The organism is Prevotella sp. S7-1-8 (genome assembly GCF_000758925.1).
Lineage (GTDB): Bacteria > Bacteroidota > Bacteroidia > Bacteroidales > Bacteroidaceae > Prevotella.
Genome location: NZ_JRNC01000034.1, coordinates 38,133 through 64,724, shown reverse-complemented (window position 1 = coordinate 64,724; position 26,592 = coordinate 38,133). Strand labels below are relative to the sequence as shown.

Annotated in this window: 20 protein-coding genes and 1 tRNA gene; 12 read left to right on the top strand and 9 right to left on the bottom strand. The window is 48.9% G+C overall.

Going from position 1 to position 26,592, the window contains the following annotated elements:
• Positions 1–796 precede the first annotated feature (796 nt).
• From HMPREF1640_RS06000 to HMPREF1640_RS05980, 5 genes are all read left to right on the top strand, one after another.
• The gene (locus tag HMPREF1640_RS06000; RefSeq protein ID WP_036893248.1) at positions 797–1,429 is read left to right on the top strand and encodes a TetR/AcrR family transcriptional regulator; all 633 of its coding nucleotides are present in this window, start codon (positions 797–799) and stop codon (positions 1,427–1,429) included.
• 267 nt (positions 1,430–1,696) lie between these two features.
• Positions 1,697–3,640: a nucleoside-diphosphate sugar epimerase/dehydratase gene (locus HMPREF1640_RS05995; RefSeq protein ID WP_036893283.1), complete on the top strand. Its 1,944-nt coding sequence runs from the start codon at positions 1,697–1,699 to the stop codon at positions 3,638–3,640.
• A gap of 9 nt (positions 3,641–3,649) precedes the next feature.
• On the top strand, positions 3,650–4,735 hold the full coding sequence (locus HMPREF1640_RS05990) for a nucleotidyltransferase family protein (protein ID WP_036893282.1): 1,086 nt from the start codon (positions 3,650–3,652) through the stop codon (positions 4,733–4,735).
• 83 nt (positions 4,736–4,818) lie between these two features.
• Positions 4,819–5,454 (top strand): lactate utilization protein, encoded by a 636-nt coding sequence (locus HMPREF1640_RS05985; protein WP_036893281.1) that lies wholly within the window; start codon positions 4,819–4,821, stop codon positions 5,452–5,454.
• A 39-nt stretch (positions 5,455–5,493) separates the two neighbouring features.
• Entirely contained in the window at positions 5,494–6,159 is a 666-nt protein-coding gene (locus tag HMPREF1640_RS05980) for a hemolysin III family protein (RefSeq protein WP_036893247.1), read from the top strand.
• Positions 6,160–6,234: 75 nt separating this feature from the next.
• Here HMPREF1640_RS05980 and abc-f read toward each other — a convergent pair whose 3' ends face one another.
• Both abc-f and yihA read right to left on the bottom strand, forming a co-directional pair.
• Entirely contained in the window at positions 6,235–8,031 is a 1,797-nt protein-coding gene (abc-f, locus tag HMPREF1640_RS05975) for a ribosomal protection-like ABC-F family protein (RefSeq protein ID WP_036893241.1), read from the bottom strand.
• Positions 8,028–8,645 carry a ribosome biogenesis GTP-binding protein YihA/YsxC gene (yihA, locus tag HMPREF1640_RS05970; RefSeq protein ID WP_036893240.1) on the bottom strand — a complete coding sequence of 206 codons (618 nt, stop codon included), beginning with the start codon at positions 8,643–8,645 and terminating at the stop codon, positions 8,028–8,030. Before yihA ends, abc-f begins: the two co-directional genes overlap by 4 nt.
• A gap of 101 nt (positions 8,646–8,746) precedes the next feature.
• Between yihA and ileS the strand changes: the two genes are divergently transcribed.
• The 5 genes from ileS (at position 8,747) to HMPREF1640_RS05945 (ending at position 16,123) form a co-directional block, all read left to right on the top strand.
• Positions 8,747–12,400, top strand: a complete 3,654-nt coding sequence (ileS, locus tag HMPREF1640_RS05965; protein ID WP_036893239.1) for an isoleucine--tRNA ligase — start codon at positions 8,747–8,749, stop codon at positions 12,398–12,400.
• Positions 12,401–12,467: 67 nt separating this feature from the next.
• A complete protein-coding gene (locus HMPREF1640_RS05960) occupies positions 12,468–12,848 on the top strand; it encodes a molecular chaperone DnaK (protein WP_036893237.1) in 381 nt (126 codons plus the stop codon).
• A 4-nt stretch (positions 12,849–12,852) separates the two neighbouring features.
• The gene (locus HMPREF1640_RS05955) at positions 12,853–13,524 is read left to right on the top strand and encodes a lipoprotein signal peptidase (RefSeq protein WP_036893235.1); all 672 of its coding nucleotides are present in this window, start codon (positions 12,853–12,855) and stop codon (positions 13,522–13,524) included.
• Between the two features lie 2 nt (positions 13,525–13,526).
• Positions 13,527–14,441 (top strand): DUF4296 domain-containing protein, encoded by a 915-nt coding sequence (locus HMPREF1640_RS05950; protein ID WP_052051730.1) that lies wholly within the window; start codon positions 13,527–13,529, stop codon positions 14,439–14,441.
• Between the two features lie 47 nt (positions 14,442–14,488).
• A complete protein-coding gene (locus HMPREF1640_RS05945; protein ID WP_036893233.1) occupies positions 14,489–16,123 on the top strand; it encodes a dipeptidase in 1,635 nt (544 codons plus the stop codon).
• 128 nt (positions 16,124–16,251) lie between these two features.
• Here HMPREF1640_RS05945 and HMPREF1640_RS05940 read toward each other — a convergent pair.
• The 4 genes from HMPREF1640_RS05940 to HMPREF1640_RS05920 all read right to left on the bottom strand — a co-directional run bounded on the left by HMPREF1640_RS05940 (position 16,252) and on the right by HMPREF1640_RS05920 (position 18,840).
• A tRNA-Cys gene (locus tag HMPREF1640_RS05940) sits at positions 16,252–16,325 on the bottom strand.
• A 114-nt stretch (positions 16,326–16,439) separates the two neighbouring features.
• Positions 16,440–16,667 carry a hypothetical protein gene (locus HMPREF1640_RS05935; protein WP_036893230.1) on the bottom strand — a complete coding sequence of 76 codons (228 nt, stop codon included), beginning with the start codon at positions 16,665–16,667 and terminating at the stop codon, positions 16,440–16,442.
• Between the two features lie 508 nt (positions 16,668–17,175).
• On the bottom strand, positions 17,176–18,057 hold the full coding sequence (locus HMPREF1640_RS05925) for a hypothetical protein (protein ID WP_036893227.1): 882 nt from the start codon (positions 18,055–18,057) through the stop codon (positions 17,176–17,178).
• Positions 18,058–18,060: 3 nt separating this feature from the next.
• Positions 18,061–18,840 (bottom strand): RNA methyltransferase, encoded by a 780-nt coding sequence (locus tag HMPREF1640_RS05920; RefSeq protein WP_052051729.1) that lies wholly within the window; start codon positions 18,838–18,840, stop codon positions 18,061–18,063.
• Positions 18,841–18,945: 105 nt separating this feature from the next.
• Here HMPREF1640_RS05920 and HMPREF1640_RS05915 point away from each other — a divergent pair, with 105 nt between their 5' ends.
• Complete coding sequence (locus HMPREF1640_RS05915; RefSeq protein WP_036893225.1) at positions 18,946–21,168, top strand: BamA/TamA family outer membrane protein; 2,223 nt, start codon at positions 18,946–18,948, stop codon at positions 21,166–21,168.
• 210 nt (positions 21,169–21,378) lie between these two features.
• Here HMPREF1640_RS05915 and HMPREF1640_RS05910 read toward each other — a convergent pair whose 3' ends face one another.
• Entirely contained in the window at positions 21,379–22,197 is an 819-nt protein-coding gene (locus tag HMPREF1640_RS05910) for an MBL fold metallo-hydrolase (protein WP_036893223.1), read from the bottom strand.
• Positions 22,198–22,384: 187 nt separating this feature from the next.
• On the opposite strand from HMPREF1640_RS05910, the gene HMPREF1640_RS05905 reads away from it, so the two are divergent.
• The gene (locus HMPREF1640_RS05905; protein ID WP_156098726.1) at positions 22,385–22,846 is read left to right on the top strand and encodes a hypothetical protein; all 462 of its coding nucleotides are present in this window, start codon (positions 22,385–22,387) and stop codon (positions 22,844–22,846) included.
• Here HMPREF1640_RS05905 and HMPREF1640_RS05900 read toward each other — a convergent pair.
• Positions 22,773–23,702: a glycosyltransferase family 2 protein gene (locus HMPREF1640_RS05900; RefSeq protein ID WP_052051727.1), complete on the bottom strand. Its 930-nt coding sequence runs from the start codon at positions 23,700–23,702 to the stop codon at positions 22,773–22,775. The two genes, HMPREF1640_RS05905 and HMPREF1640_RS05900, sit on opposite strands and share 74 nt — an antisense overlap.
• The gene (uvrA, locus tag HMPREF1640_RS05895; RefSeq protein ID WP_036893276.1) at positions 23,699–26,554 is read right to left on the bottom strand and encodes an excinuclease ABC subunit UvrA; all 2,856 of its coding nucleotides are present in this window, start codon (positions 26,552–26,554) and stop codon (positions 23,699–23,701) included. Before uvrA ends, HMPREF1640_RS05900 begins: the two co-directional genes overlap by 4 nt.
• Positions 26,555–26,592 lie beyond the last annotated feature (38 nt).

Below are 26,592 nucleotides of genomic sequence, written 5' to 3'. Positions count from 1 at the left end.
TGTTGATAAAAAGTCATCAAAAAATGACTGCCCAAACCTGCTCTTCCGCAAAAAAAAATGGCAAGAAATTGTAGCCATGCCCACCTTGCCATGCGTTTTCGCGTTCCAGCCATCGCGATTGGTATCTATTGACGTTGCGTCAAGGCCTTAAAGGTCGGGTGATGGCGTGTTATTCGAGCTGCGTTCAATGCCTATTCTCATAGTGAATAAGCACTGATGGCAATTCGTTATCATTAATTTTTATGAGAGAATTGACGAAAATCTTTGCAACGCATTGTGTTTCGGATTGTTATTTAAAAGTCTCGTGCTTCGCGTATTTGCGAGCGGCGCCATGTCTGTCTGCAAATAATCGATTTCTATACCATGTTTTGTCAGCTATTTTCATGGACGATATTTTCTCATGGATGTGCCATGTAGGGTGCGCCGCATGTGGAAATTTAAATTGCAAGCTCTTTGTCGGCTTCGTTGATATTATACATATTCTTGTCGCATGCCTTAACTTGTCGCGCCTCGCGTCCAAGTCGCGCTCGCCCGCGATAATCATGGGCGCGAAGGCAAAGCCTTGGCGATTGATGTGCCAGCAAGCTGATTTCTTGATTTCGAGCCTTTGCCATGCGTCCGCGAAGGCCATTGTTTGTGCGCGACCTAAATGGCCCACTTCTCGTGACTGATATTGGCAGGCCTTTTATGTCGCGATGGAAAGTTTTGCCGGATGATGACAAAAACTTATAGCGTAAAAAGCGTTTTTATGTTTTTTTGTTATCTTTGCATGACGGCAATTGTAAGTGACAGTCTTATGAACAAAACCATAACGCCAAACGAGTATAGGCAAGAGCTTCGTCTGCGCTTGTTGAGGGTTGCCATGCGCGAGTTTAGGAGCAAGGGCATCAAGGCAGTGAAGATGGACGATATCGCGAACATTCTCTCGGTGTCCAAACGCACGATGTACGAGACTTTTGAGAACAAGGAGCATTTGTTGATGGAGAGCGTGAAGGCTGAGTACGATGGTTTTGATCGGCACATGCAAGCGTTCGCGGCAGAGAAGGAGCGGCATGTCATGGATTTCATACTCGAGACCTATCGCCTGCACATGGAAAGCCTGAAGGACACGGTCCCCAATTATTACGCCGATTTGCGTAAATACCCAAAGGTGTTGGCATGGATGGAGGCAAGGCACAATGAGTTTCAAGAGCGAACGTGTCGTTTTTTTGAGCAGGGCGTGCGGCAAGGTTATTTCAGGCAAGACGTGAATTACGAGCTGATATACAGGGTTACCACGGGATCGCTCATTTATATCATGGAAAACCAAATGTACAAACAATACGATCTGAAGCAATTATTTCGTGACATCGTGATGCTTTATTTTCGTGGACTTTGTACCAAGAAGGGTATAACAGAGCTTGATAATCAGATTGTTGTGATGTCTTGATGATGCCGTGTGGATTTGCAAGGTATTTTAACTTGTTTGATAATGTCGTAAAAATCTTGTTAAAACTTGACGGAAAAAGAAAAAAGTGTTATCTTTGCGGCAGCAAGGAGAGGCTTGTGGAATGAAAATATTGAGTCTCGGCCATATGCCAACGCAGACAATTGTCTTGGCGATTTTTTCAGCGGCTTATACAATGGTGCCTACATATAAGTTTTGATGGCTCTGAGATAGTGGAGCGGTTTTGACACTTATATTAATCCAATGATTATGAAAATGTACAACAAAATAGCAAATTGGTACTTCTCAAAGAACGCCTTGCCCTATTGGAGCATTCTTATACTCGACTGTTTGATTTGTTACATATCGGGCATTTTGGTTTTCTGGTTATATTATCACGGTGCCGTAACGCTTGGAAATATAACCATCTTGTCCAAGACCATCTTGCTTTATATGTGTTTCAACCTGATAGGTTTTCGCGTTTTTCGCACATATAGTGGCATTCTCAGGTACTCTTCGTTTGTCGACTTGCAGCGCGTGGCCTATGCCATGGCCATGAGTTGTGCCATTGCGGAGGTGGCCCATTATGCCATTTACTACTGGCCCATGAACTTCGTGCGGTTACAAGGCCGCCAGATTTTTCTCATGTATTTTATCTCCACGATCTTGATGTGGGGGTTGCGCATATTCGTCAAGACACTTTACGATGTGGCTTTCAGCAGTGACAAAGGCGTTAGAACGTTGGTGTATGGCGTGCAAGAGGGTGGCGTGGCATTGGCCAAGATGATAAGAAACTCCAAACCTACAAAGTTCCAGTTGAAAGGATTTATCATGCACGACAACAGGTATCGCGGACAAACAATGATGGGTGTCAATATCTATCAACCCAATGAGCGGCTTGAGGAGGTGCTGGTGGACCAGAATATCCAGGCCGTGTTGGTGTCTCCGTTGCAGACCGGCCGTTTTAGGGAGGATGCCAAACTGCAAGATTTACTCATCAACAAAGGGGTGCATATCTATATAGTGCCGGAATCACAAGAGTGGAAAGATGGTGACGACCTTCAGAATGTACAACTCAACGAAATCAAGATAGAAGATCTTTTGCCGAGAAACGAGATAAAAGTGGACATGGATGCCATAGGCGACATGTTGAAAGACAAGCGAGTGATGGTTACCGGTTCGGCAGGAAGTATCGGCTCCGAGATGGTGAGGCAGATAGCGTCCTTTCGTCCTGCCCACCTCGTTCTTGTGGATCAGGCCGAGACGCCGCAGCACGACATTCGGTTGATGATGGCGAGGTGTTTCCCGAACGTACCCTGTGAGACTATCGTGGTGAGCATAACGCAGAGAGAGCGGATGGAACACATCTTTGCCAAGTACATGCCCGACTATCTTTTTCATGCCGCGGCCTATAAGCATGTGCCCATGATGGAGGACAATCCGAGCGAGGCTGTATATAATAATGTGAACGGAACCAAGATAATCGCAGATCTAAGCGTGAAGTATGGGGTGAAGAAATTTGTGATGATTTCTACCGACAAGGCCGTCAACCCCACAAACGTGATGGGATGCTCGAAACGCGTTTGTGAGATTTATTGCCAGAGCTTGAGCGAGGCCGTGAGCGCCGGGCATGTCAAAGACGGCAAAGGTCGCGTTGCCTGCACGCAATTTGTGACCACGCGGTTTGGCAATGTGTTGGGTTCGAGTGGCTCTGTCATTCCTCTCTTTGAGAAACAAATCAAGGCTGGCGGCCCTGTCACCGTGACCGACCCCAACATCATACGTTTCTTCATGCTCATATCCGAGGCTTGCAAACTTGTGTTGGAGGCTGGGACGCACGGCAAGGGTGGACAGATATTTGTGTTTGACATGGGACAGCCCGTGCGCATTGCCGATTTGGCCAAGCGAATGATTAAGCTGAGCGGCGTTCAAGGCGTGGAGATAAAATACGTGGGTTTGCGGCTGGGCGAGAAACTTTATGAAGAGGTGTTGGCGGAAGCCGAGAACAGCCTGCCGAGCTTCCACGAGAAGATACGGATAGCCAAAGTGAGAAAATATGACTTCGCCGAGGTTGAAAAACAGATAGATAAACTTATAGAGGTGGCCCTTACTTTTCGTGACATGGATATTGTCCATGAGTTGAAAAGGATAGTCCCGGAATATGAGCTGGACGAACGTCATTTTGTCTTGGAGGGTGACCGCGCGAAGTCTTAAGTGGGTATTATGAGCTTGAGGGAACTGTTTTTTAAGTTGATCAGGTCGGAGCTGTGGCAAGAAGAACTGCCCAGTGGAATGTCAATAGACCATGACAAGTTCCAAAAATTGATGGCCATGGCCCAAAAGCAGACGGTAGAGGGGTTGGTGTCGTCTGCGTTTATGCGAAACAATGTGAGTCTGGGCGTTGTCGATGCGGTACGGTTGTTGTCGGTGTCTGCCAGTATAGTAAAGGCGAATAAGAACATTAACAATGAGGTGAAAGCGCTCTGCGCAATGCTGTCTGGTCGGGACGTGAAATATTTTTTGGTAAAAGGACAAACCTTAGCCATGCTATATCCACATCCGGAGGCGCGTGTATGTGGCGATATCGACTTCTATGTTTTCCCGGAATTTTTTGAAGAGGTTGTTACGCTTATAGAGAAAGAGTGGCAAATAACTATAAAAAGAAGCGAGGAGGATGAGCAACATGTAAGTTTTGAGCGCCATGGCGTGGTGTTCGAGATGCACTATTGCCTCATGAAATTTTCATCCTCTCGCAATCAGAAGGAGTTTGACCGGATGATACACACTTCTTCGTTGTCTTATCGATACATAGATGGCGTAAGGGTTCCCATACTGGACGAATCGTTGAATTTGGCATACACGTTCTTGCATCTCTATCATCACCTTATAGAGATAGGCGTGGGTTTGCGGCAATTTTGCGATGTCGCAATGATTATGAAAAGTATGGATATGGATGCGGCACAAAAGAAGCGCGTCGTCACCATTCTTCGAAAATTGGATTTTGAGAAAGCGTTTCATGTCATAGAGCTTATCTTGAACAAATACCTTGGATTGGACGATGGCAAGCTTATACTGCCTAAAGGAAACGAGGATAGTAAATACGTGGAATTTTTTATGCGTATTGTTTTTAAACGAGGAAACTTTGGAAAATATGGCCGCAAGAACGCGGTGCGTTCCGGGTGGAAATATAATTGCGAGGTGTTTGCCATCAAGGTAAAACACTATGGACGAACCGTTTTGTTGTCACCAAGGGAAAACATAGCTTTTATATTTAAACAATTGCCCAAGAAGATTATATCGATGGCATAGGAAAAATGGCATGGTTGGCCGCCATTGGCGTTAGGGCATGGCATCGGGAAACGGGTTCTCAAAAACTAAACGATACAAACATCGTGAACGCAAAAGAAAAAAGGAATGAACTTTTGGCTCAAAAGCTTATCCAGAACTTAAAAAAACGCCATTACGAGGCTTATTTTTGCAAAAACACGAACGACTTGCTCGATCGAGTCAGGCAGTTGATACCCGTGGGCAGCTCGGTGAGCTGGGGAGGGTCGGTCACTATAAGATCAACAGGTATAACCCATATGCTCAAGAATGGCGAATACAAAGTTTATGATCGCGATGACGTAACGACACCGGAAGACAAGTTTCATGTTTACCGTAAAGCATTTGAATGTGATTACTACCTCTCAAGTGTCAATGCGATGAGCGAGGATGGAGTAGTCGTGAATATTGATGGTAATGGCAATCGTTTGGCCGCCCAAGTATGGGGCTCAAAGCATGTGATCTATGTGGTGGGATTGAACAAAATATGCCAGGACGCCGACGCGGCTATGAAACGGGCTCGCTCCACGGCCGCGCCGACAAACATGTTGCGTTTTGGCTTTAATACGCCATGCCAATCAGATGGCGCTTGCCACGACTGTCTTTCGCCTGATAGCATCTGCAATTATATCTGCGTGCAACGCATGTCGCACCCAGCCGGCCGTCACATCGTGATACTGGTGGATGATGTTTTGGGCTTTTGATTGGCGGAGGCGGTGTCTTGACTAAACTTGTGGAGGACTATGTCTGAAAGGAACGACACTTTTTTCTATACTTCAACCGAGGATAGATGGAACGCTTGGAGCCATGTCGCTGGTATTGTGTTGGGCATGGTGGCTGGCGCGATGTTTTTGAAAAGATGCGCTGACGCATGCGACACGATGGCGATGGCCAGCGTGCTGTTCTATTTGTTTGGTATGCTCGATTCTTATTTGGCCAGCGCGATGTATCACGCCATGGCGCCAAGCTCGCCGTGGAAAAGTCGTTTCAGGTATTGGGATCATGTGGCGATATATTGGCATATTGCCGGCTCTTATGCTCCGGTGACGCTGGTAGCGCTTCGTTCGCAGGGACATTGGGGTGTTGGTTTGCTTGTTTTTGTTTGCCTGTGCGCCGTGGCGGGAACCTTTTACGCCCTTGGCGGGTTGAAGAGGCATAGTAATTTCGAGACGCTGTGTTATGTGGCGATGGGCCTTAGCGTCTTGGCAGTTTTCGGCCCTTTGCTCCGCGCTGTCAACGAGCAGACCATAGGATGGTTGGTGGGGGAGGGAGTGGCGTATATAACAGGCGCCATTTTCTACACCTTGCACAAACGAAGGTACATGCATACGGTATTCCACTTTTTTGTGTTGTTGGGAACGTTCTGCCATGTCATGGCTGTATGGAATATGCTTATCACATGTGAATAGGCAAAAAAGTTGTGGCAAGTTGTGCCAATAAGGATGGATGGGGAAAACGGCGCGGCGCGCCAAAGCGGCGACTGGCTAAGCCAACTCGCTGAGTTCTAACCATCGCATCTCTTTGTCATCAAGCTCTTGCTTGAGTAGTGGCAATCGCTTGCTTTTTTCAGTTAGCTCCTCAACAGACAGCTTGCCGCTGCATAGCGCGTCTTCGAGGGCCTTTTGCTCTGCCTCCAAGCTGTCTATATCTTTGGTAAGTTGTTCGTACTCGCGCTTTTCCTTGTATGACATACGCTTGCGGGTGTCATGGTGATAGTTTTTGGAGGATTTGCTGTCTGCATTGTTTTTGTCGTCCTGCCTTTTGTTTTTTTCTTGTTTTGATTTGAGAGAACACCATTCTCGATACTGTGTATAGTTGCCCGGGAAGTCGGCGACTCGACCCTCTCCCTCGAACACCAAGAGGTGATCTACAACCTTATCCATGAAATAACGGTCGTGGCTGACAATGATGACACAGCCGGGAAAATCTTGCAGATACTCCTCCAAGACCTGCAACGTTTGGATATCAAGGTCGTTTGTAGGTTCGTCGAGAACGAGAAAGTTGGGGTTTCGCATCAGCACGGTGCATAGATACAGTTTGCGTCGCTCGCCGCCGCTGAGCTTATAGATGTAGTTGTGCTGCTGCTCAGGTTCGAACATAAAATAATTAAGGAACTGGGAGGCCGTCATCTTGCGTCCTCCACCGAGGTCTATGACATCTGCGATGTTGGTCACGGCGTCTATCACTTTGTCGTCATCATCGAATGTCAACCCCTCTTGTGAGAAATAGCCGAAGCGCACGGTCTGCCCAATGTCGAAGCGGCCGCCATCGGGTGGCACAAGGCCGAGGAGCATTTTGACAAAGGTGGACTTGCCTGTTCCGTTAGCTCCCACGATGCCCATCTTCTCGAAACGGGCAAAGTTGTAATAAAAATTGTCTAAGATAATCTTCTCGTTGCCATCGCTGTCTGCAAATTTTTTGGAAACATATTGGCATTCAAAGATTTTAGAGCCTATGTACACGTTGCTGGCTTTGAGCCTAAGTTGTCGGTCTTGTATGCGCTGATTAGCTTTAGATTGCAATTCATAAAAGGCCTCTTCGCGGTATCGGGCTTTGTGCCCTCGCGCTTGAGGCATGCGACGCATCCATTCAAGCTCTTTGCGATACAAATTGTTAGCTCGTTGAATTTCGCTGCGCTGATTGTCAATGCGCTCTTGCCTCTTGTCCAAATAATAGGCGTAGTTACCACGGTAGGTATAGATATTTCGGTCGTCAAGCTCAATGATCACATTGCATACGTGGTCAAGAAAATACCGGTCGTGGGTCACCATGAGAAGCGTGAGCGTAGAGCGCGAGAGGTAATTCTCAAGCCAAACAATCATGTCGAGGTCGAGATGGTTGGTGGGTTCGTCAAGAATGAGAAAGTCGGGCTGGGTGATCAGGACGTTGGCGAGCGCCACTCTTTTTTGCTGTCCGCCACTCAGTTGACGCATGGGTTGGTACAAATCGAAGATATGAAGTTGGGTTAATATCTGCTTAGCCCTTAACAACCGTTCTTCGTCTCCTTGATGGTTGAAACACGCATCGATGACACGCTCGTCCGGATCAAACTTTGGAGTTTGCTCCAAGAAACTCAATCTAATGTCATTCCTAAAAATAATCTTACCGTCGTCATAACTTTCGTGTCCTGCAAGAATTTCTAAAAGAGTGGATTTTCCGGTGCCATTTTTAGCGATGAGACCAACCTTTTGCCCTTCGCCCACGGAAAAGTTTATATCTTGAAGAAGCACTAAAGCCCCAAACGTTTTGGTGAGATTTTGTACATCTAAAAAAGGTGTCATACCTGTTTTTCTTGTTCTTCTATTTCTTTTAACACCTTTTCTATATAGTCGAGCACATCCTCTCGGCCAGTTTTTTTCTCAGAACTGGTGATAAAATAAGGTGGTAAAGTTTCCCAAGTGTCAAGTAAAGCGTTCATCCATTTGGTTGCGTTTTCCTGTGCTTTAACTCGTCCCATCTTGTCGGCTTTGGTGAAAACGATGGAGAAGGGAATGCCACTAATTCCTAACCAGTCAATGAATTCTCGATCATTTTTTTGTTGTTCATGGCGAATGTCTATTAGAACAAAGACGTTTGCCAATTGCCTACGTTGCAAGATATAGGAACGTATCATGTTGTCTAACTGTCCTATTACTGTCTTCGAACGCTTGGCATAGCCATAGCCAGGCAGGTCTACGATGTACCATTCCTTGTTGATGACAAAATGATTGATGAGCAACGTTTTTCCCGGCGTGGCCGAGGTCTTGGCCAATCCTTTGTGATTGCAGAGCATGTTGATGAGGCTGGATTTGCCTACATTGCTTCGACCGATGAACGCAAACTCAGGTTTGGTGTCTTGGGGACATTTAGACACCGTGGGCGCTGAGAGGACGTATTGGGCTTGGTTGATATTCATGGAGTTGTGATTTTGTTGCAAAGGTAGATAAAAATTTGTAGAATATATATTTTTTTGCTATCTTTGCGAAAAATTTATAATAAGGTAAAGTAAGATAAATTATGACTAAGAAGTTTGCCGAATATGCAGGTTTGGACTTGAATAAGACAAATGAGGTGACGCTCCAAGAGTGGGAACGAAACAATATTTTTCACAGAAGCATTGACGAGCGAAAAGGATGTACCCCGTTTATTTTCTTCGAAGGACCTCCTTCCGCAAACGGACATCCAGGCATTCACCACGTGTTGGCGCGCGCCATCAAGGATACTTTTAACCGCTACAAGACCATGCGTGGCTTTGAGGTGAAACGCAAGGCGGGGTGGGATACTCACGGATTGCCTGTGGAACTGGGTGTCGAGAAAGAACTTGGAATTACAAAAAAGGATATCGACAACAAATCGTCCGACAAATATATCTCGGTGGAGGATTATAACCAACGCTGCCGCAAGAACGTGATGAAGTTTACCGCCGAGTGGCGAGAACTTACGGAGAAAATGGGATATTTCGTCGATCTGGACAATCCTTATATAACCTATGATAACAAATATATAGAGACCCTTTGGTGGCTGCTGAAGCAGCTGTATAACAAAGGCCTGCTATACAAAGGATATACGATACAGCCCTATTCTCCCGCGGCAGGCACAGGTTTGTCAAGCCATGAACTGAATCAGCCGGGATGCTACCGAGACGTGAAAGACACGACGGTAACAGCACAATTCTTGATAAAAAATCCAAAAAACGAATGGTGCGAACATGGTAAACCTTATTTTATAGCATGGACTACCACACCATGGACATTGCCATCGAACACAGCTCTCTGCGTAGGCCCAAAAATTGATTATGTGGTCGTGCAAACTTACAATCCGTATGATGGCGCACCTGTAACGGTAGTTATGGCGGAAACCAGAATCGCTGGCTATTTGGATGCTAAGCAAGAGTGCAAGGAAGGGAAGCTGCCGCCCTTTGACAAGGATAAGAAACTTTGTCCGTGGAAAATTATCGATCGATTGAAAGGCACGGAGCTCGAGGGGATGCAATATGAGCAACTCATGCCGTGGGTTAAACCGTGTGAGAAAGTTGATAATTTTGCGCCACAGTTTGTGAAAGACTACTCATCAAAACATCCAGAGAAACTGTTTGCAAGCCAAGAGGGCCGTGATAAATTTGTCGAAATGAGTGACAAGGCGTTCCGCGTAATACTTGGCGACTATGTGACGACAGAGGATGGAACTGGTATTGTGCATATCGCTCCAACTTTTGGCGCTGACGATGCCAAGGTTGCCAAAGACGCAGGGATACCAGGATTGTGCTTGGTTTCTCGGAAAGGCGCAACCCGTCCTATGGTTGACTTGCAAGGAAAATATTATAAACTTGACGAGCTTGACCAAAATTTTGTAAAGCAATGTGTGGATGTTGACGCATATAATAGACATGCCGGAGACTATGTGAAGAACGCCTACGACCCTAAATTTAACAAGGACGGCGTTTGGGACGCGAAGGCGTCCGAGAAAGCGGAGGACCTGAACATCGTTATTTGCATGGAGATGAAGCAGGAGGGGACGGCCTTCAAAATAGAGAAGCACGTTCATAATTACCCTCACTGTTGGCGTACGGACAAACCGATACTTTATTACCCACTTGACAGTTGGTTTATAAGAGACACGGCTAAAAAGGACCGTATGGTTGAACTGAACAAGACCATACGATGGCAACCGGAATCAACGGGCACCGGACGCTTTGGCAATTGGCTGGAAAATTTGAACGACTGGAACTTGTCTCGCTCGCGCTTTTGGGGCACACCATTGCCTATATGGCGTGACGAGAACCGCAATGAGAAGTGTATAGGCTCTGTAGAAGAACTATATAATGAGATAGAAAAATCTGTCGCTGTTGGCGTGATGAAAAGCAATCCCCTCAAAGAGAGAGGATTTGTACCCGGTGATTACTCTCAAGAGAACTATGACAAGATTGACCTCCATCGCCCTTACATTGACTATATAGTTTTGGTTACCGATGAAGGTAAGCCCATGAGACGTGAAACTGACTTGATAGACGTGTGGTTTGACAGTGGGTCTATGCCTTACGCCCAGCAACATTATCCGTTCGAGGGAGCCATCAATGCGGAGGGGTTGAAGAGAGTTGGCATGAGCGAGGATGCTTATCGACGCTTGCTTGTGCACAGTGCCTATGAGGGAATACCCATTCCTCCGGCGTTCTTCCCTGCTGATTTTATCAATGAGGGTGTTGACCAGACGCGTGGATGGTTCTTCACGCTGCATGCCATTGCCACGATGGTGTTCGACACGGTGGCTTTTAAGAATGTGATTTCAACGGGGCTTGTGCTTGACTCCAAGGGCAACAAAATGAGTAAGCACGTGGGCAACGTGACCAATCCGTTTGAGATGATAGACAAGTATGGCGCCGATGCTGTACGTTTTTACATGATGACCAACAGCGAGCCGTGGGATAACCTAAAGTTCGACGCTAACGGAGTTGATGAGGTAAGACGCAAATTCTTTGGTACGTTGTATAATACCTACAGTTTTTTCGCGCTCTATGCCAACGTTGACCACTATGGCGTGGACAGTGGCTCGCGTGTGCTCACGGAGCGCAGAGAGGGCTTGAAGGAGATAGACTTGTGGATTCTTTCGTGCCTGAACACGTTGGTCAAGAACGTGGAACTTGAGCTTGACAACTATGATCCTACCCGCGCGGGACGATTGATAGACAACTTCGTGAACAACGATTTGAGCAATTGGTATGTGAGATTAAATCGTAAACGCTTTTGGGGCAAGGAGATGAGCGCGGACAAGCTCGCGGCTTACGACACGCTTTACACCTGTTTGCTGACCGTGTCCAAATTGCTGGCGCCGTTCGCTCCGTTTTATGCGGATCAGCTTTACCATGATTTAGGCGGCGGGAAGGCATCCGTGCATATTGATAATTTCCCGGAAGTGAATGAGGGTTTCATAGACCTCGACTTAGAGAAACGTATGGATTTGGCCCAAAAAATCACCTCAATGGTATTGGCTTTGCGTCGTAAAGTCAATGTCAAAGTGCGCCAGCCGCTGCAGCAAATATTAATTCCCGCCGTGGACAAAGAACAGCGTGAACATATCGAGGCGGTGAAAGAGTTGATCATCCATGAAGTGAACGTGAAAGAGTTGAAGTTTGCTGAGGGTCAAGGTATTTTGGTCAAGAGGGTGAAATGCAATTTCCGAGTGATGGGAAAGAAGTTTGGCAAAGACATGAAAGGTGTAGCCGCAAAGATGGGCTTGCTGACACAAGATGAGATATCCCGGTTCGAGAGACAAGGACGTTACAGTTTTGAGTTGGACGGAAAGGCGATAACCGTAGATGTCGCGGATGTCGAAATCATATCCGAGGACGTTCCCGGATGGTTGGTAAGCAATGAGGGAAATCTTACCGTGGCGCTCGAAGTGGAGCTTACCGAGGCTCTCCGGCAAGAAGGAATGGCTCGCGAGCTCATCAACCGCATACAGAACATGCGAAAGGAAGCGGGCTTGGAAATCACCGACCGCATCAGTGTCGTCGTCGCCCCGAACACCGAAACTGACGCTGCCATCCACGCTCACGCCGATTATATCAAATCCCAGGTGTTGGCCAACGAAATCTCAATCGCTGACAATGATGGGGATGAGGTTGATTTTGACAGCTTCAAATTGAATATAACAATCAAGAGAATACAACTATAACATTGTGTTTGCCAGTATGGTCCATGTTACGACCGTGCTGGCAAAACATATAATTTTATTTTTTTTAATGGAAATAAAAGCACGTTATTCTGACGAAGATCTTGAAGAGTTTCGTGGAATTATCAATGATAAGCTTAAGATAGCGAGAAGCATTTACAACGACGCCATGCGCCAGTTGATGAATGCTGACAGTAATAATGACGATGACACGGCTCCAACCTATAAGATTATAGAGGAGGGAACGCAGGTCATTGAGCGTGAAAATCTTATTCAAACGGCCCAGCGTCAACAAAAGTTTATACAAGGATTGGAGGCCGCGCTTGTTAGAATTCAGAACAAGACCTACGGAATAGACCGCGTTACGGGTGAGTTAATACCAAAAGAACGATTGCGTGTGGTGCCTCACGCAACGCTCAGCGTGGCTTCCAAGAACGCAAGAAACAAATAAGACCATGAAGAAAAAAAAGACTTTTATGACTGATGGCCGAATGGCTTGGATACTGATAATAGCGATCCTTGTCATAGACCAACTCATTAAAATAGAGGTCAAGACCAGCATGTCATTGGGCGAGTCCATTCATGTGGCCGATTGGTTTTACATTTATTTCATTGAAAACAACGGCATGGCGTACGGCATGACGTTTATCAACAAGCTCGCTTTGAGCCTTCTTCGCGTCATCGCCATAAGTGCAATAGGGTGGTATATATGGCGCATGGTGAGACGGCAAGCCAGGACGCGCTATATTATTTTTCTTTCTATGATCGTGGCAGGGGCCGCTGGCAATATCTTCGACTCCATGTTTTACGGGCTTGTCTTTTCGGCGTCGTCTCCCTATTATATCTCTTATTTTGTGCCTTTCGGCTCAGGATATTCATCTTTCCTGATGGGAAAGGTTGTCGATATGTTTTATTTTCCGATCATTCAAACCACTTGGCCAAACTGGGTTCCTTTCTTTGGAGGCAATGATTTCGTGTTTTTCTCGCCGGTATTCAATTTTGCCGACGCCTGCATTACGGTGGGAGTCATTTGCTTGCTGCTGTTTTGCCGAAAGGACTTTGACACCAAGGCCAATCCTGATACGGAACAAAGCGCGGCCAATCAAACCATAGACTCAGAAGAATAAATATGAAACAGCGTGGAGCGACATTCGTCTTGGCCATAGCTCTATTCGCGATGGGGCTGTTTTTGGGGTGCAAACCGTCTGTGCCTTCAAAGTATCTTTCGGAAAAAGAGATGGAAAATTTGCTCTACGATTTTCATTTGGCAGAAGCCATGGCACGTCAAGACGATAATAATTACGACTTTAATCTTGTGGCTTATCGTGCTGCCGTATTGAAGAAATATGGTATCAGCGAAGCCGATTTCGACTCTTCGATGGTTTATTACATGCGCCATACGAGTAGGCTTCAAGACATATATAAACGTTTGGCGGAACGTATGGAGGACAAGGCTCGAGAGCTAGGGTCATCTGAAGGTGCTTTGGCTGGGCTTGGGAGAGCAAGCGCCTCTGGAGACACCGTGGATATTTGGCAGGGTGAGACTTCTCTCGCATTGATACCTTTCTCTCCTTATAATATTTATACGTTTACTTATACCCCAGACTCAACGTTTCGCAAAGGAGACTCTTTTGTGCTTGCTTGCAACACGGACTTTATCTTTCAAGATGGCGTAAGGGACGGTATCTTGAACATGGCGGTGGTGTATAAAAACGACAGTGTCGCATCCAATGTGCTCCACCTTTCCTCATCCTCGACGCAATCGCTCTCCATCGCGGACGACGACACGTTGGGTATCAAGCGGATTGTCGGTTTTTTCCTTCTCAATAAAAACTGCCAGGCGGGCGCGTCCATGTCCACTATGCAACTCATGAGCGTGAGCCATATACACTTGTTCAAATGCAGAGTTGACAAGCGTAAAGCCAAGGGGGATGGGCTTGCGCCGCCTTCGCCATACGACAGTTTGAGCCGCGACTCGCAAAGTACGCGTTCCGCGCGACGCACTAAACGTCCGGCCTCCCTTGCCGAGCGAGATTTTCGATAACAAATATAATTTTGTACAACTAATATTTTTTAAACCTTCAACACGCTATGAAAAAATATTTATTAACAGTAGCTGCGCTCGCCGTTGTCTCTTACGCATCGGCCTGCACCAATTTTATCGTTGGCAAGAAAGCCTCTGCCGACGGCTCGGTGATGTGTACTTATAACGCTGACGACTATGGCATGTTCATAGGCTTGTGTCATTTCCCCGCTGGCAAGCACGCCAAGGGTGAGATGCGGAAAATCGTGGATTGGGATACACATAAGTATCTTGGCGAAATTCCAGAGGCTTCAGAAACTTATAATGTCATAGGCAACATCAATGAGTATCAGGTTACCATTGGCGAGACCACCTATGGAGGCCGCAAGGAGATGGTAGATCCTTCCGGTCTTATCGATTACGGTTCTCTCATCTACCTTGCTTTGCAACGCTCAAAGACTGCGAGAGAGGCCATCAAGGTGATGACCACGTTGGCCGAGACTTATGGTTATTATTCCAGTGGTGAGACCTTCACTATATGCGATCCCAACGAAGCGTGGATTATGGAGATGATGGGCAAGGGCCCAAACTCCAAGAGTGTGGTTTGGGTGGCGCTCCGCGTACCCGACAATGCCATCTGCGGACATGCCAACCAGAGCCGTATAGGCAAGTTTGACATGAAAGACAAGGCCAACGTGATGTATTCCAAGGATGTGGTTAGCTTTGCTCGCAAAAAAGGGTGGTACAAGGGCAAGGATGCCGATTTCAGCTGGAAAATGGCATATGCCAAGCCCGACTTCTCCGGAAGGCGCATTTGCGACGCTCGTGTGTGGTCTTTTTTCAATCGTTTTGTCAAGGGGATGGACCGTTATTTGCCGTGGGCTTTAGGCAGGGACGAGAATGCCGAGGACATGCCATTGTGGATAGTCCCCGACCACAAACTCAGCGTGCAAGATCTTGAGACGGCCATGCGCGACCACTACGAGGGCACGCCAATGGCGCTTGACAGTGCTGATATAGGTGGCGGTATTTGGCAAATGCCATATCGGCCAACTCCCCTGTTCTATGAGGTTGACGGGAAAAAATGCTTCAACGAGCGTCCTACCAGCACGCAACAAACAGCCTTTAGCTATGTGTCCCAGATGCGCGGCTGGCTTCCTCGCGAGATAGGTGGTGTGCTTTGGTTTGGCAACGATGATGGCAACATGGTGGCTTACACTCCTGTTTATTGTGGTAACACCGTGCAACCCAAGTGTTACAACACGCCGGGCGCCGGCGCTGTCACATTCTCTATGGACAATGCTTTTTGGGTTTGCAACTGGGTGAGCAACATGGTTTATCCACGCTATTCGCTCATGTTCCCCAGTTTGAAGGCCGTGCGCGACTCGCTTGAGCAAAGTTATTTTGCCGCTCAAAAATCTGTTGAGGACAAGGCTGTGGCGCTGTATAAGGACAATCCCCATGCCGCTATCAAATACCTCAACGACTATAGCAACGCCAAGGCCGCTCAAATGTTGAGCCGTTGGCAGCGTTTGGCTTACTATCTCATTGTCAAATACAATGACATGGCTGTCAAGCCAGAGGTGAATGGACAATTCAAGCGCACCCCGGAGGGTACTGGCGCACGCGTGGAACGTCCGGGATTTCCACAGCCATTCCGCAAGAAATTGTACCAACAAGCCAGTAAGCGCATAGAGCTGTAAAGCTATTGTCAGATTTAATCCAAATAAAATTATTAATCGCAAGAATGTCATTTTTATGGCGTTCTTGCGTTTTCTTTTTATAGGGTGGCGTTGATAAAAAAACGGAAATCCAATAGTTGGATTTCCGTTGGAGGTGCCTGGCGGAGTCGAACCGCCTTGAACGGTTTTGCAGACCGTTACCTGACCGTTCGGACAAGGCACCAAGACTTTGTGTTAAAGCAAGTGCAAAATTAATGATTAATTTTGAAAGTCCCAAATTTTAACCATTGTTTTTTCCACTCATCGCTTGCCTGGCATTATAAACAGGCATCCAGCGTTAGCCGCCGCCACCATCATCTTGGCGTCCTCTGCCTGTCTGTTGGTTTGAAGAGGTGGCGTGTACATTTGCCGCGCCCTGCCAATACGCGGTAAAATGGCAATAAAAGCGCGTCGTGGCGTGCCATGTTGAAGATGGCATGATTTTGGGGTATGTAACAATTTCTTTTGTGAAAAAAAATGACTCAATCTTTAAAATACAGAGCGTATTTAAAAAATAGAAGCCCATTGTTGATAAAAACGGCCAAAATTCATGTTTTCGCCATTTCGTTGTCAATCAGGATTGTATGCGTTTGCATGTCTTGGTTTTGTCTTGATTGTTGGCGTCGTGTGTTGTGTTTGACGCTTAATGGCCATGCCGTTGGGCCTTAAACACGTGGCGAAGAGCACTTAAACGCGTGGCGGTAAAGGCCTGTATGGCGTGAGAATAAACATCAAAGGCATTGCGCGGTGCATGGAACACGCGCCATGATTGGTGGGAGAGGAGTGCCGGAACAATAAAAACGGTTCTAAAAGGCACTGTTGAAAGGGGGCTGTTTTTATGATTTTTTATTGACACAAGCCATTGCGTCGCTTGGTGGGCGCGCTTTATGCCACGCTTGCATTTTCGGTTGGTTTGTAATGTTGGGGAGCAAGCGCGACATGCCTGCCGCTTGAGCGAGCTCAAGCCTTGAGCCTAAAAGAGAGCAAAAGACGGCGATATGCTATTTTAGCTTCGCTTGCTTTTGTGTGCGTCGTTAATTTTCGGAACTATCTTTTAGTTTTAATTTAGCCTCGATGGAGCCATAGGCGTAGTAAAAGACCAATAGCCCCCATGTCGCGACGTAGCACCACACGAACGCGCCAATGATGTTGGCCAAGACAACTATCGCGCTGAAATAGGTGGGTAGCCCACTCTCATCGCCCATCGCCTGTCCTTGCAAGCTAATGGCGTCTGCCATCACCGTGATGACTATTGGCATTTTTATGACCGCGGCGATGATGCCCATAATGATAGACACTAATAGCGATAGTGTGAACAAAAACGCCCAATATCGCCATCCTTGGCGATAAGGCTTGCCAAAAATAGCTCCTAATTTTGTTTCCGTCTCTATGCAATACTTCATCATGGTGTAAGCGATGGGAAGCAAGACGACGCATGCCACCATCGCCACGAGCGTAGGTAGTGCCATCGCTAACCAGACTTTTTGTGGCGTCACGATGGTGTCGGGCGCAATGAGAGGCATGGAGCCAATGGCCAATAGCGTTATGGCGAGGGCTATAGCTATTACTGTTATCAGGCCCACGAGTTTTGCCATGCGAGCAAGGTTTGTCTTGAATGTCGCGTCGTTTAGTAGCGTTGCCATTCTCGCCCCCAGCCATGTGACGCCTGTCAAGATGGCTATGGCCAAGATTATGCCGATAGGCGCGATTGTCAATAATTTTGGGGTATGTCCTCCAACCATGTTCGCAAACACTTCGCTTGACGCGAGCAGTTGGCCTGCCGCTGCGCAGACGCCCAGCAGCAGGGCCGGCATCCACGTGAGGCGAATGATGGTTTTCAGGTTGCCACAGAAAAGTTCGTACGCGGCTTTGACACATTTGGCCAAGCCACGCGTTTTATATAGCTCTGTTTCCATATCTTATAATGTTTTTCTTCTTCTGAACTCGGCGCAAACAATGGCCGTGGCAATGGCCACGTTGAGGCTTTCCGCCGTTTGCCTGCCTATTGGATAATTTGGTATGAGGAGACGCCCGCTCACCATTTTTCGTATTTCGGGGGATATGCCTTTACCCTCGTTGCCCATGACGATGAGCCCTCGTGGTTGCAAGTCTTCGTCGTAAATGTCATGGCCGTCGAGAGTGGTGCCATAGACCGGCGTGCTTGGTGGCAGGGCGCCAATGAGCTGCTTGAGGTCTGTGTATCGCAGTCTCACGCGGGCTATGCTGCCCATGGTGGCTTGTACCACCTTAGGGTTGTACATGTCGGCCGTGTCCTTTGAGCAGAAAATATGCCCAATGCCAAACCAATCAGCCACCCGGATGATGGTGCCGAGGTTTCCGGGGTCTTGTATGTCGTCGAGCGCCAAGCACAATTCTGAGTTTGGAAGCCTGCCACATGGCTCGCTGTCTTCTTGGTCAAACATGCCAAACACGCCGACGATTTGCTGTGGGTGTCGCATGAGCGACACCTTGCTCAGCTCCGTCTCGCTCGCCTCAAGCAGTTCGGCACGAGGCCATTTCTCGCGTGCGTCAGGATGTTTGGTTAACCATTCGGCCGTGGCGATGATCATTGTGGGGGCGGTCGCCATGCCGATGTCGCCCACCACCTTGGGACCCTCGGCCACGAAGAGCCCCTCGCGCAGCCTGTTTTTTTTCAGCTCTAACGAGCGCACGTATTTGATGACAGCCTTGCTTATCATATTGCAAAGATACCTAATACTTTTGTAAGACGTGGAAAAATCTATGTTAATAGATGCTATCTGTGGACAAAAACTATTACCTTTGTGACTTTAAAAGTCGTGTCATTGAAGACAAAATATATCTTATACTTGTCCGTTTTGGTATGCCTGTTATCGGCGTGCGGCTCCTCGAGGCTCATACCTGACAATAGCTATTTGTTGGAAAGCGTGGAGATCAAAAGCGATGACAAGCGTGTTGACGTATCGTCGCTGACTCCATATATACGGCAACACGCCAATTCTAAATGGTTCTCGCTCTTCAAGATTCCGCTTGGCACATACGCGTTGGCTGGCAATGACAGCGCCAAATGGATAAACCGAGCGCTTAGGCGCGCCGGGGAGGCTCCCGTGTTGTATGACGCGGAGCAAGCGGCGCGGTCTGTCGACGACTTGCGGACGGCCTTGCGAAATATGGGATTCATGCACGCTGGCGTCGATTTGAGAACAAAGGTCAGCGGCAAGAAGCTTAAAGCCATCTACATATTGCATCTTGGCGATCCTTATTTTATCAGCAGGGTTGATTATGATATCAAGGACGAGCGTATCAAAGCCATCCTTCGAAATTATGCGCGCGCCACGCCAAATAACAGCAAAGGTAGCATGCTTCGCGTCGGCGACCGCTTCACGGTGGACAGGCTCGACGAGGAACGGGAACGCATCACCAAGATATTGAAAGATTCGGGCTATTACCGTTTTCACAAAGATTTCATACAATACCAAGCAGACTCCGCGGCAAACAGTCGCGACATAGGCTTGACGCTCCACCTGATGGGCTTTAAGGCCGATGGGTCCTCGGTGGAGACGCTCCACCCGAGATACACCATCAGGAACATAAACTTCCAGAATAGCGACGGCGGTGTCTTACCCTTGCGTCGGCGGGTGCTTGAGAACAACACGTACATTCAGCGAGGCGCGCTATTCTGTGCCACCGATTTGCAAAAAACATATAACCGTTTTGGCCGTATGAAAGCGGTGAGGTATACCGATATTCGTTTCCAAGAGGTGCCAGACACGTCGCTCCTTGATGTTGACATCAATATTGGCATGGGTAAGTCTCGGTCTGTGTCTTTTCGGCCTGAGGGAACCAATACGGCCGGCAACCTGGGTGCCGCGGCCTCGTTGAGCTATGAGAACAGGAATATTTTTCGTGGCGCCGAGACTTTCAGCGTGGAGTTGCGCGGCGCTTTCGAGGCCATCACGGGGTTGGAGGGCTATCGTGACAAGAACTACGAGGAGTACGGCGTCGAGACTAAATTGCAGTTTCCCCGGTTCATCGCGCCGTTCATTTCCACCGTTGCCCGCCGCCGAAGCAATGCCACCTCCGAGCTGTCGTTGACATGGGACTTGCAGAACCGGCCGGAGTTTCACCGCCGGGTGTTTTCGTCAGCTTGGCGCTATAGATGGGCCATGCCTCACCGAAACATATCCTACAGGGTGGATTTTCCGGATCTCAACTATGTGTATATGCCTTGGATAAGCGATACTTTCAAGCGCGATTATCTTGACAACGCGTCCAACCGCAATGCCATACTTCGTTATAACTATGAGGATCTGTTTATCATGAGGGCTGGTTTTGGCCTCTCGTATAGCGATGGCGTGGATGCCTTGAGGGCCAATGTGGAGACGGCGGGCGGCGCGCTGAGCGTTTTGTCGCGCCTCATGGGCAGTGGCAAAAATCGCCGTGGGCAATACACTTTTCTCAATATAGCTTACGCGCAATATCTCAAATTCGACTTTGACTACACGCACTTGATACGGTTTGACAGCCGAAACGAGTTGGCGCTTCATGGCGATTTTGGCCTCGCGTGGCCTTATGGCAACAGCTCCATACTGCCATTTGAGAAGCGTTACTTTGCCGGTGGGGCCAACGGCGTGCGGGCTTGGAGCGTGAGATCGCTTGGACCGGGTAAATATCGTGGCACAGACGGACGCATAGACTTTATCAACCAGACTGGCGACATGAAACTATACTTGAGTGCCGAGTATCGCACGTATCTCTTTTGGAAGTTGAATGGCGCGTTTTTTGTCGACGCGGGCAACGTTTGGACACTGCGCGACTATGCTGAGCAGGTGGGCGGACAGTTCAAGATAGACGAGTTTTACAAGCAGGTAGCTGTGGGGTATGGTCTTGGCCTGCGCCTCAACTTCAATTTCTTCATCCTCCGTTTCGACATGGGCATGAAAGCCGTCAACCCAGCCTACGACACCCACAGGGAGCATTGGCCGTTGCTATATCCCAAGTTCAGTCGCGATTTCTGTTTTCATTTCGCTGTCGGCATGCCGTTCTGATGGATGGGTGTCGTGTTTGGAGACCATGAAATGTTTGTTTGTCGGAAACTTTTGGCAACAAGGTTGAAAAAACACTTCGACGTTTCTGTTTTCATTACCTGATAGAAAGAAGTTGGCTAAGCTCACGACTCGTTCTGTCAGTAGTTCGTAATCAACAGATGCGTGGCTTTTCTTGTCCTCGCCGGCCAGCGTACTGAGGAAAGAGCAAGTTTAGGGCTGCAAGTTGAAAATGGGGGATGGTGTCTTGCGGCGCAGCACGTCCAATTTGAAATCGGCAGCCGGGTCGTCTCCGGCAACGATGCCGTGCGCGCGGAGTGTTTGCCTCACGGTGGTCTCCGCAAGGTCGGGATGGTTGTTTTCGTTGCTCAGATGGCATAGCCACACATGCCTGAGGCAAGGCGTGGCGTTGTCTATGATGGCTTTCGCGCACTCGTCGTTGCTCATGTGCCCGTATGGGCCGCGTATGCGTCGTTTCAGATGCTCGGGATAATGGCCATGGTCAAGCATCTCCGTTTCGTAATCGGCCTCGATCACCAAGTAGTTGGCTTTTGAAATATAGTGCTTTATATCTTCCGTGACATGGCCTATGTCGGTCATCAGCACGAATGTTACGTCTTCGTGCTCCACGCAGTAGCCCACATTGTCGGCGCTGTCGTGGGGTACGCCAAAAGCCGTGACGGTGAGGTCTCCTATGTGGAATGGTACACCTTTTTCTATGTTATGGGCTTGCTCGGATGCTATTTTCCGACGCAGGCACCAGTTTCTCTCCATGCCGGCGTGCACCTGTGCGGTGGTGTATACGGGTATGTCGAAATCGTGGCTCAGGCTTCCCGCCGACTTGGCGTGGTCAGTGTGGTCGTGCGTTACGAGTATGCCGTCGATGGCAGAAGGGTGGATGTTATAGTTGCAAAACCATTTTTTCAAAGTGCGTGTCCCCAGTCCCGCGTCTATGAGAAGCCTTGTGCGCTCGGTGTACAGACAGCTGCAATTGCCGCTGCTGCCGCTGCCGAATGATATATAGTGAAGCATTGCTGTCCAAATTTTGTTGCAAAGGTAGCCATTATTGTGTGAAAAAGGGAATAAAGCGTGTCCCATTCACGAAAATATCCTTATTTTTGCAGAGAGTTATCTATAGCTCTCGAGTGATGGGAGGATACGTGGCTGACGCTCGTCGAGCGTCAGGGCGTGTGGCCTAATGAAGAAAAATTACAAAACGATGAAAACAAAATGCCATGTTTTGACGGTGACGGTCTTGACGCTTTTGGTAGGCATGGCCGCTCTGTCGTCGTGCGAGCATTATCAAGAAAAACAATTGAGGGATACGGTGAGCGATTTTTCCACCGCCTATTTCAATTGGCAATATCACAAGGCCGTGCGTTTTTGCGCGCCTGGCTCCGAACGCTGGTTGGCTTATATGGCGTCGCAAGTGACCCAGCGCGACGTGGACACGCTGAGAGCTTTGCCCGAGGGTGCGTCTGTAAGGATAAACTCCATGCGCTTTTACAAGGGAGACAGCGTGGCCGTCGCGGATGTGGAGGCGCGCGATTTTCTCGAGATGGACACGATAGGAAAAACTGGCAGGTGGGTGGAGAAGGCTCGGTACCTCATCTCGGCAAGGTTGGTTCGCGGCGTGTGGAAGGTTTGGCTGTCGGCTCCCCTGCGCGCTGAGAAAGACTGAGATAATAGCCCAATTTATAGCATTTGAACAACCATAAGGATGGCGACGGACCTATAAGGTTTTTTCTCCATTTGCTTTTTAGCAATCGAAACACAAGTAAATATAACGTCACGAAAGCCTTGTTGAGTTTGCCAACGACTTGGAGCAGGTGCGAATACTCTGTCAATTCATGGCGAAAATGGTACAGTGTGCGCACTCCCTCCTCTGTCTTGGCCACAAAATGCACGTTGTCTTCATAGTTGTAAAAACCGATGGGCGCATCTATATGTAGTACGTCCACGCCAGCCTTGCGCAAGTCGCGCCCGAGCATGACATCCTCGTAGCCATAGTTCACGAACCTGTTGTCCAAGGGGTGTGCCAGTATCAGTTTCCTGCTGATGAGCAGGTTGGAAATGTTGAAGCACCTGTACGGGTGCGCTTGTCGGCGCGTGGCCGTCAGCGACGGAGCCGCCGCGCGCTCGTAACGCCATCGCAAATTGCCCTCGGGCCCTGGCATCATGCGGTATCCTCCGTAGCATACGGTGGCATGACGAGAGGCTTTTATAAATCTCAACAGATAGTCGTCAAGGATGATTTGTCCGTCGCCGTCAATATAAAGCAGCCATTCGCCGTTGGCGTGTTCGGCCAAAAGGTTGCGAATGACGGCTCGCCCCACGTTAGTTTCTTGGCGGAATACATGGCAATTAGGTAACTTGGCGACGCGTGAGTTGCGCTCGACGACCGTGCCGTCCGTCGACGCGTCGTCTGCCACTATCAGCTCCCAGCTCAGCCCTTTTATGGCTGAGGCCTGCTGGGCGATACTTGTGGCCAAATTCAGGCAGTCGTCGTTGTGGGTGGGAATGAGTATGGAAATCATGCCAGTTTGTCTTTGAGAAAACGCCCCGTGAGGCTGCTTTCGCAAGCGGCTATATCTTCAGGGGTGCCAGCGCACACGATGTTGCCACCCGCGTTGCCACCACCCGGTCCAAGGTCTATGACCCAGTCGGCCGACTTGACAACCTCGAGGTTGTGTTCAATGATGACGATACTGTGCCCCCTGTCTATGAGGGCGTCGAAGGCTTGGAGCAGGCGCGTGATGTCATGGTAGTGCAGTCCGGTGGTAGGCTCATCGAAGATGAACATGGTGGGCTCTTGTTTCTCCTGGCCAATGAAGTAGGCTAATTTGACGCGTTGGTTCTCACCGCCCGACAGTGTAGACGAGTTTTGCCCCAATTTGATGTAGCCCAATCCCACGTCTTGCAGTGGCTTGAGGCGGTTGACTATGCTATTCTGCCCATGCGAGCCGAAAAAGTCTATTGCCTCGGCTACTGTCATGTTGAGCACGTCGTTTATATTCTTGTCCTCGAAACGCACGTCGAGCACCTCTTGTTTGAATCGTTGGCCATGGCATTCCTCGCATTGGAGCACGAGGTCTGCCATGAATTGCATTTCCACCGTGATGACGCCTGCCCCCTTGCACTCTTCGCAGCGACCTCCGTCGGTGTTGAATGAGAAATGCTGCGCTGTGAGGTTGAGCTGCTTGGCCAGGGGTTGCTCGGCGAAGAGTTGGCGTATGGCATCGTACGCTTTGATATAAGTGGCGGGGTTGGAACGTGTGCTTTTGCCAATGGGATTTTGGTCTACGTACTCTATATGGCGTATGTGGCTCCAGTCTCCATCGAGCGAGAGGAACTCGCCCGGGGCGTCGCACACCTCGTTGAGCCGACGCTTGATGGCCGGGTAGAGTATGCCCTTGACGAGTGTGGATTTGCCCGAGCCGGACATGCCCGTGATAACCGTCATGACATTGAGGGGTATTCGTGCGTCTATGCCTCGCAGGTTGTTCATGCGACAGCCGTTGAGCTTGATGGATAGGTTCCACGCACGGCGGCTTTGGGGAACGGGTATACGCTCGGCCCCTGTGAGGTAGCGCACGGTATGGCTGCGTGGGTATTTCTTCAAGAGGTCGCGGCTGGCTGGGGTGTTGGCGCTCGCGGTGTTGTCGGGCACTTTTCCCTCGTATACTATCTCTCCGCCGTGGCTGCCTGCGTCCGGGCCTATGTCGATGAGCCAGTCGGCCGCTCGCATGATCTCCTCGTCGTGTTCCACCACGATGACGGTGTTGCCAATGGCCTGAAGCTCGCGCAGCACTTGGATGAGACGGTGGGTGTCGGCACTGTGTAGGCCTATGCTCGGCTCGTCGAGAATGTATAGGCTGCCCACGAGCGATGACCCAAGCGAAGTGGTAAGGTTGATGCGCTGGCTTTCTCCGCCTGACAGGGAATTGCTCAATCGGCCGAGGGTGAGGTAGCCCAAGCCTACCTCGCACAAAAATTTGAGTCGTGACCTGATCTCGGTCGTCAGCCGCTCGCTCACCGCTCGCTCGTGCTCGTTAAGCTCAAGCCGCTCGAACCATTTGGCAAGGTCGGACACTGGCATTTGGGTAAGATCCGTGATGGCGCGCCCACCTATCTTTACCCATTGTGCCTCTTTTTTCAGGCGGGTTCCCTTGCAGTCTGGGCAGATGGTTTTGCCACGGTAGCGACTCATCATCACACGATACTGTATCTTGTATTGGTTTTCTTTTACCATTTGGAAAAAAGAGTCTATGCACACGCTGTCCGCTCGCCGTTCGCCATTCTTTTTCAAGTCGCTGGGCAGACCATGCCACAGCATGTCTCTCTCCTTGGTGGATAGGTCCATGTATGGTTTGAAAATGGGAAACTCGTCCTTTTGGGCGCGTCGGCAGAATTCCTCTTGCCATTTGCCCATTTTATCGCCATGCCAACACTGCACGCATCCGTCATAGACGGAGAGCGTTGAGTTTGGAATGACGAGTTTCTCGTCTATGCCAATGACACTGCCAAAGCCTTCGCAGGTGGGGCAAGCCCCAAGGGGAGAGTTGAAAGAGAACATATTGTCACTGGGCTCTTCAAATTTGATGCCGTCGGCCTCAAAGCGCGAGGAGAAATCGTAATGAATGTTGGAGGGAGGGAACACCAGCCTGCAGGCGCCATGACCCTCATACATGGCTGTCTCGATTGAGTCGGCGAGACGGGTCAAGGCGTCATGTTCTCGTGACACGCTCAAACGGTCAACTACAAGGAACAAGGAGCTGTCGTTTTTGTTATTCTTGGCGAATTGACTGTTTGTGATTGCGTCTTCGATAAGCATTACCTCGTCATCGATCATTATTCGCGTGTACCCTCCCTGCAAGCTCATTTCCAATTGCTTTTTTATGGTGCGGCCTTCCATGATGCGCAAAGGCGCCAAAACCATGTACTTGGTGCCATCTGAATATTGCAATACCTGTTGTATCACGCTATCTGTGGAGTGTTTTTTCACTTCTTGTCCGGATATGGGAGAGAATGTTCGACCTATGCGTGCGTACAGAAAACGCAGGTATTCGTAAATCTCCGTGGAGGTTCCTACGGTGGATCGGGGGTTGCGCGCGATTACTTTCTGCTCTATGGCAATGGCGGGGGGAAGGCCTTTGATGTAGTCGCACTCTGGTTTGCTCATGCGTCCAAGGAATTGGCGCGCGTAGCTTGAGAGGCTCTCGACATAGCGGCGTTGGCCCTCGGCGTAGAGAGTGTCAAAGGCAAGCGAAGACTTGCCAGACCCTGACAGGCCTGTGATGGCTATGAATTTGTCGCGTGGAATGCGCAGACTAATGTTTTTCAGGTTGTTTACCCTCGCTCCTTTTATCTCGATATATTTGTCTTCCATGTTAAAAATACTGCTCACGTACATCGTACAAATATACG

Bases quoted from the DNA above. Each gene is read 5' to 3' on its own strand.
- HMPREF1640_RS06000 (WP_036893248.1), top strand. From the start codon at position 797: ATGAACAAAACCATAACGCCAAACGAGTATAGGCAAGAGCTTCGTCTG.
- HMPREF1640_RS05995 (WP_036893283.1), top strand. From the start codon at position 1,697: ATGAAAATGTACAACAAAATAGCAAATTGGTACTTCTCAAAGAACGCC.
- HMPREF1640_RS05990 (WP_036893282.1), top strand. From the start codon at position 3,650: ATGAGCTTGAGGGAACTGTTTTTTAAGTTGATCAGGTCGGAGCTGTGG.
- HMPREF1640_RS05980 (WP_036893247.1), top strand. From the start codon at position 5,494: ATGTCTGAAAGGAACGACACTTTTTTCTATACTTCAACCGAGGATAGA.
- abc-f (WP_036893241.1), bottom strand. From the start codon at position 8,031: ATGACACCTTTTTTAGATGTACAAAATCTCACCAAAACGTTTGGGGCT.
- yihA (WP_036893240.1), bottom strand. From the start codon at position 8,645: ATGAATATCAACCAAGCCCAATACGTCCTCTCAGCGCCCACGGTGTCT.
- ileS (WP_036893239.1), top strand. From the start codon at position 8,747: ATGACTAAGAAGTTTGCCGAATATGCAGGTTTGGACTTGAATAAGACA.
- HMPREF1640_RS05960 (WP_036893237.1), top strand. From the start codon at position 12,468: ATGGAAATAAAAGCACGTTATTCTGACGAAGATCTTGAAGAGTTTCGT.
- HMPREF1640_RS05955 (WP_036893235.1), top strand. From the start codon at position 12,853: ATGAAGAAAAAAAAGACTTTTATGACTGATGGCCGAATGGCTTGGATA.
- HMPREF1640_RS05950 (WP_052051730.1), top strand. From the start codon at position 13,527: ATGAAACAGCGTGGAGCGACATTCGTCTTGGCCATAGCTCTATTCGCG.
- HMPREF1640_RS05945 (WP_036893233.1), top strand. From the start codon at position 14,489: ATGAAAAAATATTTATTAACAGTAGCTGCGCTCGCCGTTGTCTCTTAC.
- HMPREF1640_RS05935 (WP_036893230.1), bottom strand. From the start codon at position 16,667: ATGGGCTTCTATTTTTTAAATACGCTCTGTATTTTAAAGATTGAGTCA.
- HMPREF1640_RS05925 (WP_036893227.1), bottom strand. From the start codon at position 18,057: ATGGAAACAGAGCTATATAAAACGCGTGGCTTGGCCAAATGTGTCAAA.
- HMPREF1640_RS05920 (WP_052051729.1), bottom strand. From the start codon at position 18,840: ATGATAAGCAAGGCTGTCATCAAATACGTGCGCTCGTTAGAGCTGAAA.
- HMPREF1640_RS05910 (WP_036893223.1), bottom strand. From the start codon at position 22,197: ATGCTTCACTATATATCATTCGGCAGCGGCAGCAGCGGCAATTGCAGC.
- HMPREF1640_RS05905 (WP_156098726.1), top strand. From the start codon at position 22,385: ATGAAAACAAAATGCCATGTTTTGACGGTGACGGTCTTGACGCTTTTG.
- HMPREF1640_RS05900 (WP_052051727.1), bottom strand. From the start codon at position 23,702: ATGATTTCCATACTCATTCCCACCCACAACGACGACTGCCTGAATTTG.
- uvrA (WP_036893276.1), bottom strand. From the start codon at position 26,554: ATGGAAGACAAATATATCGAGATAAAAGGAGCGAGGGTAAACAACCTG.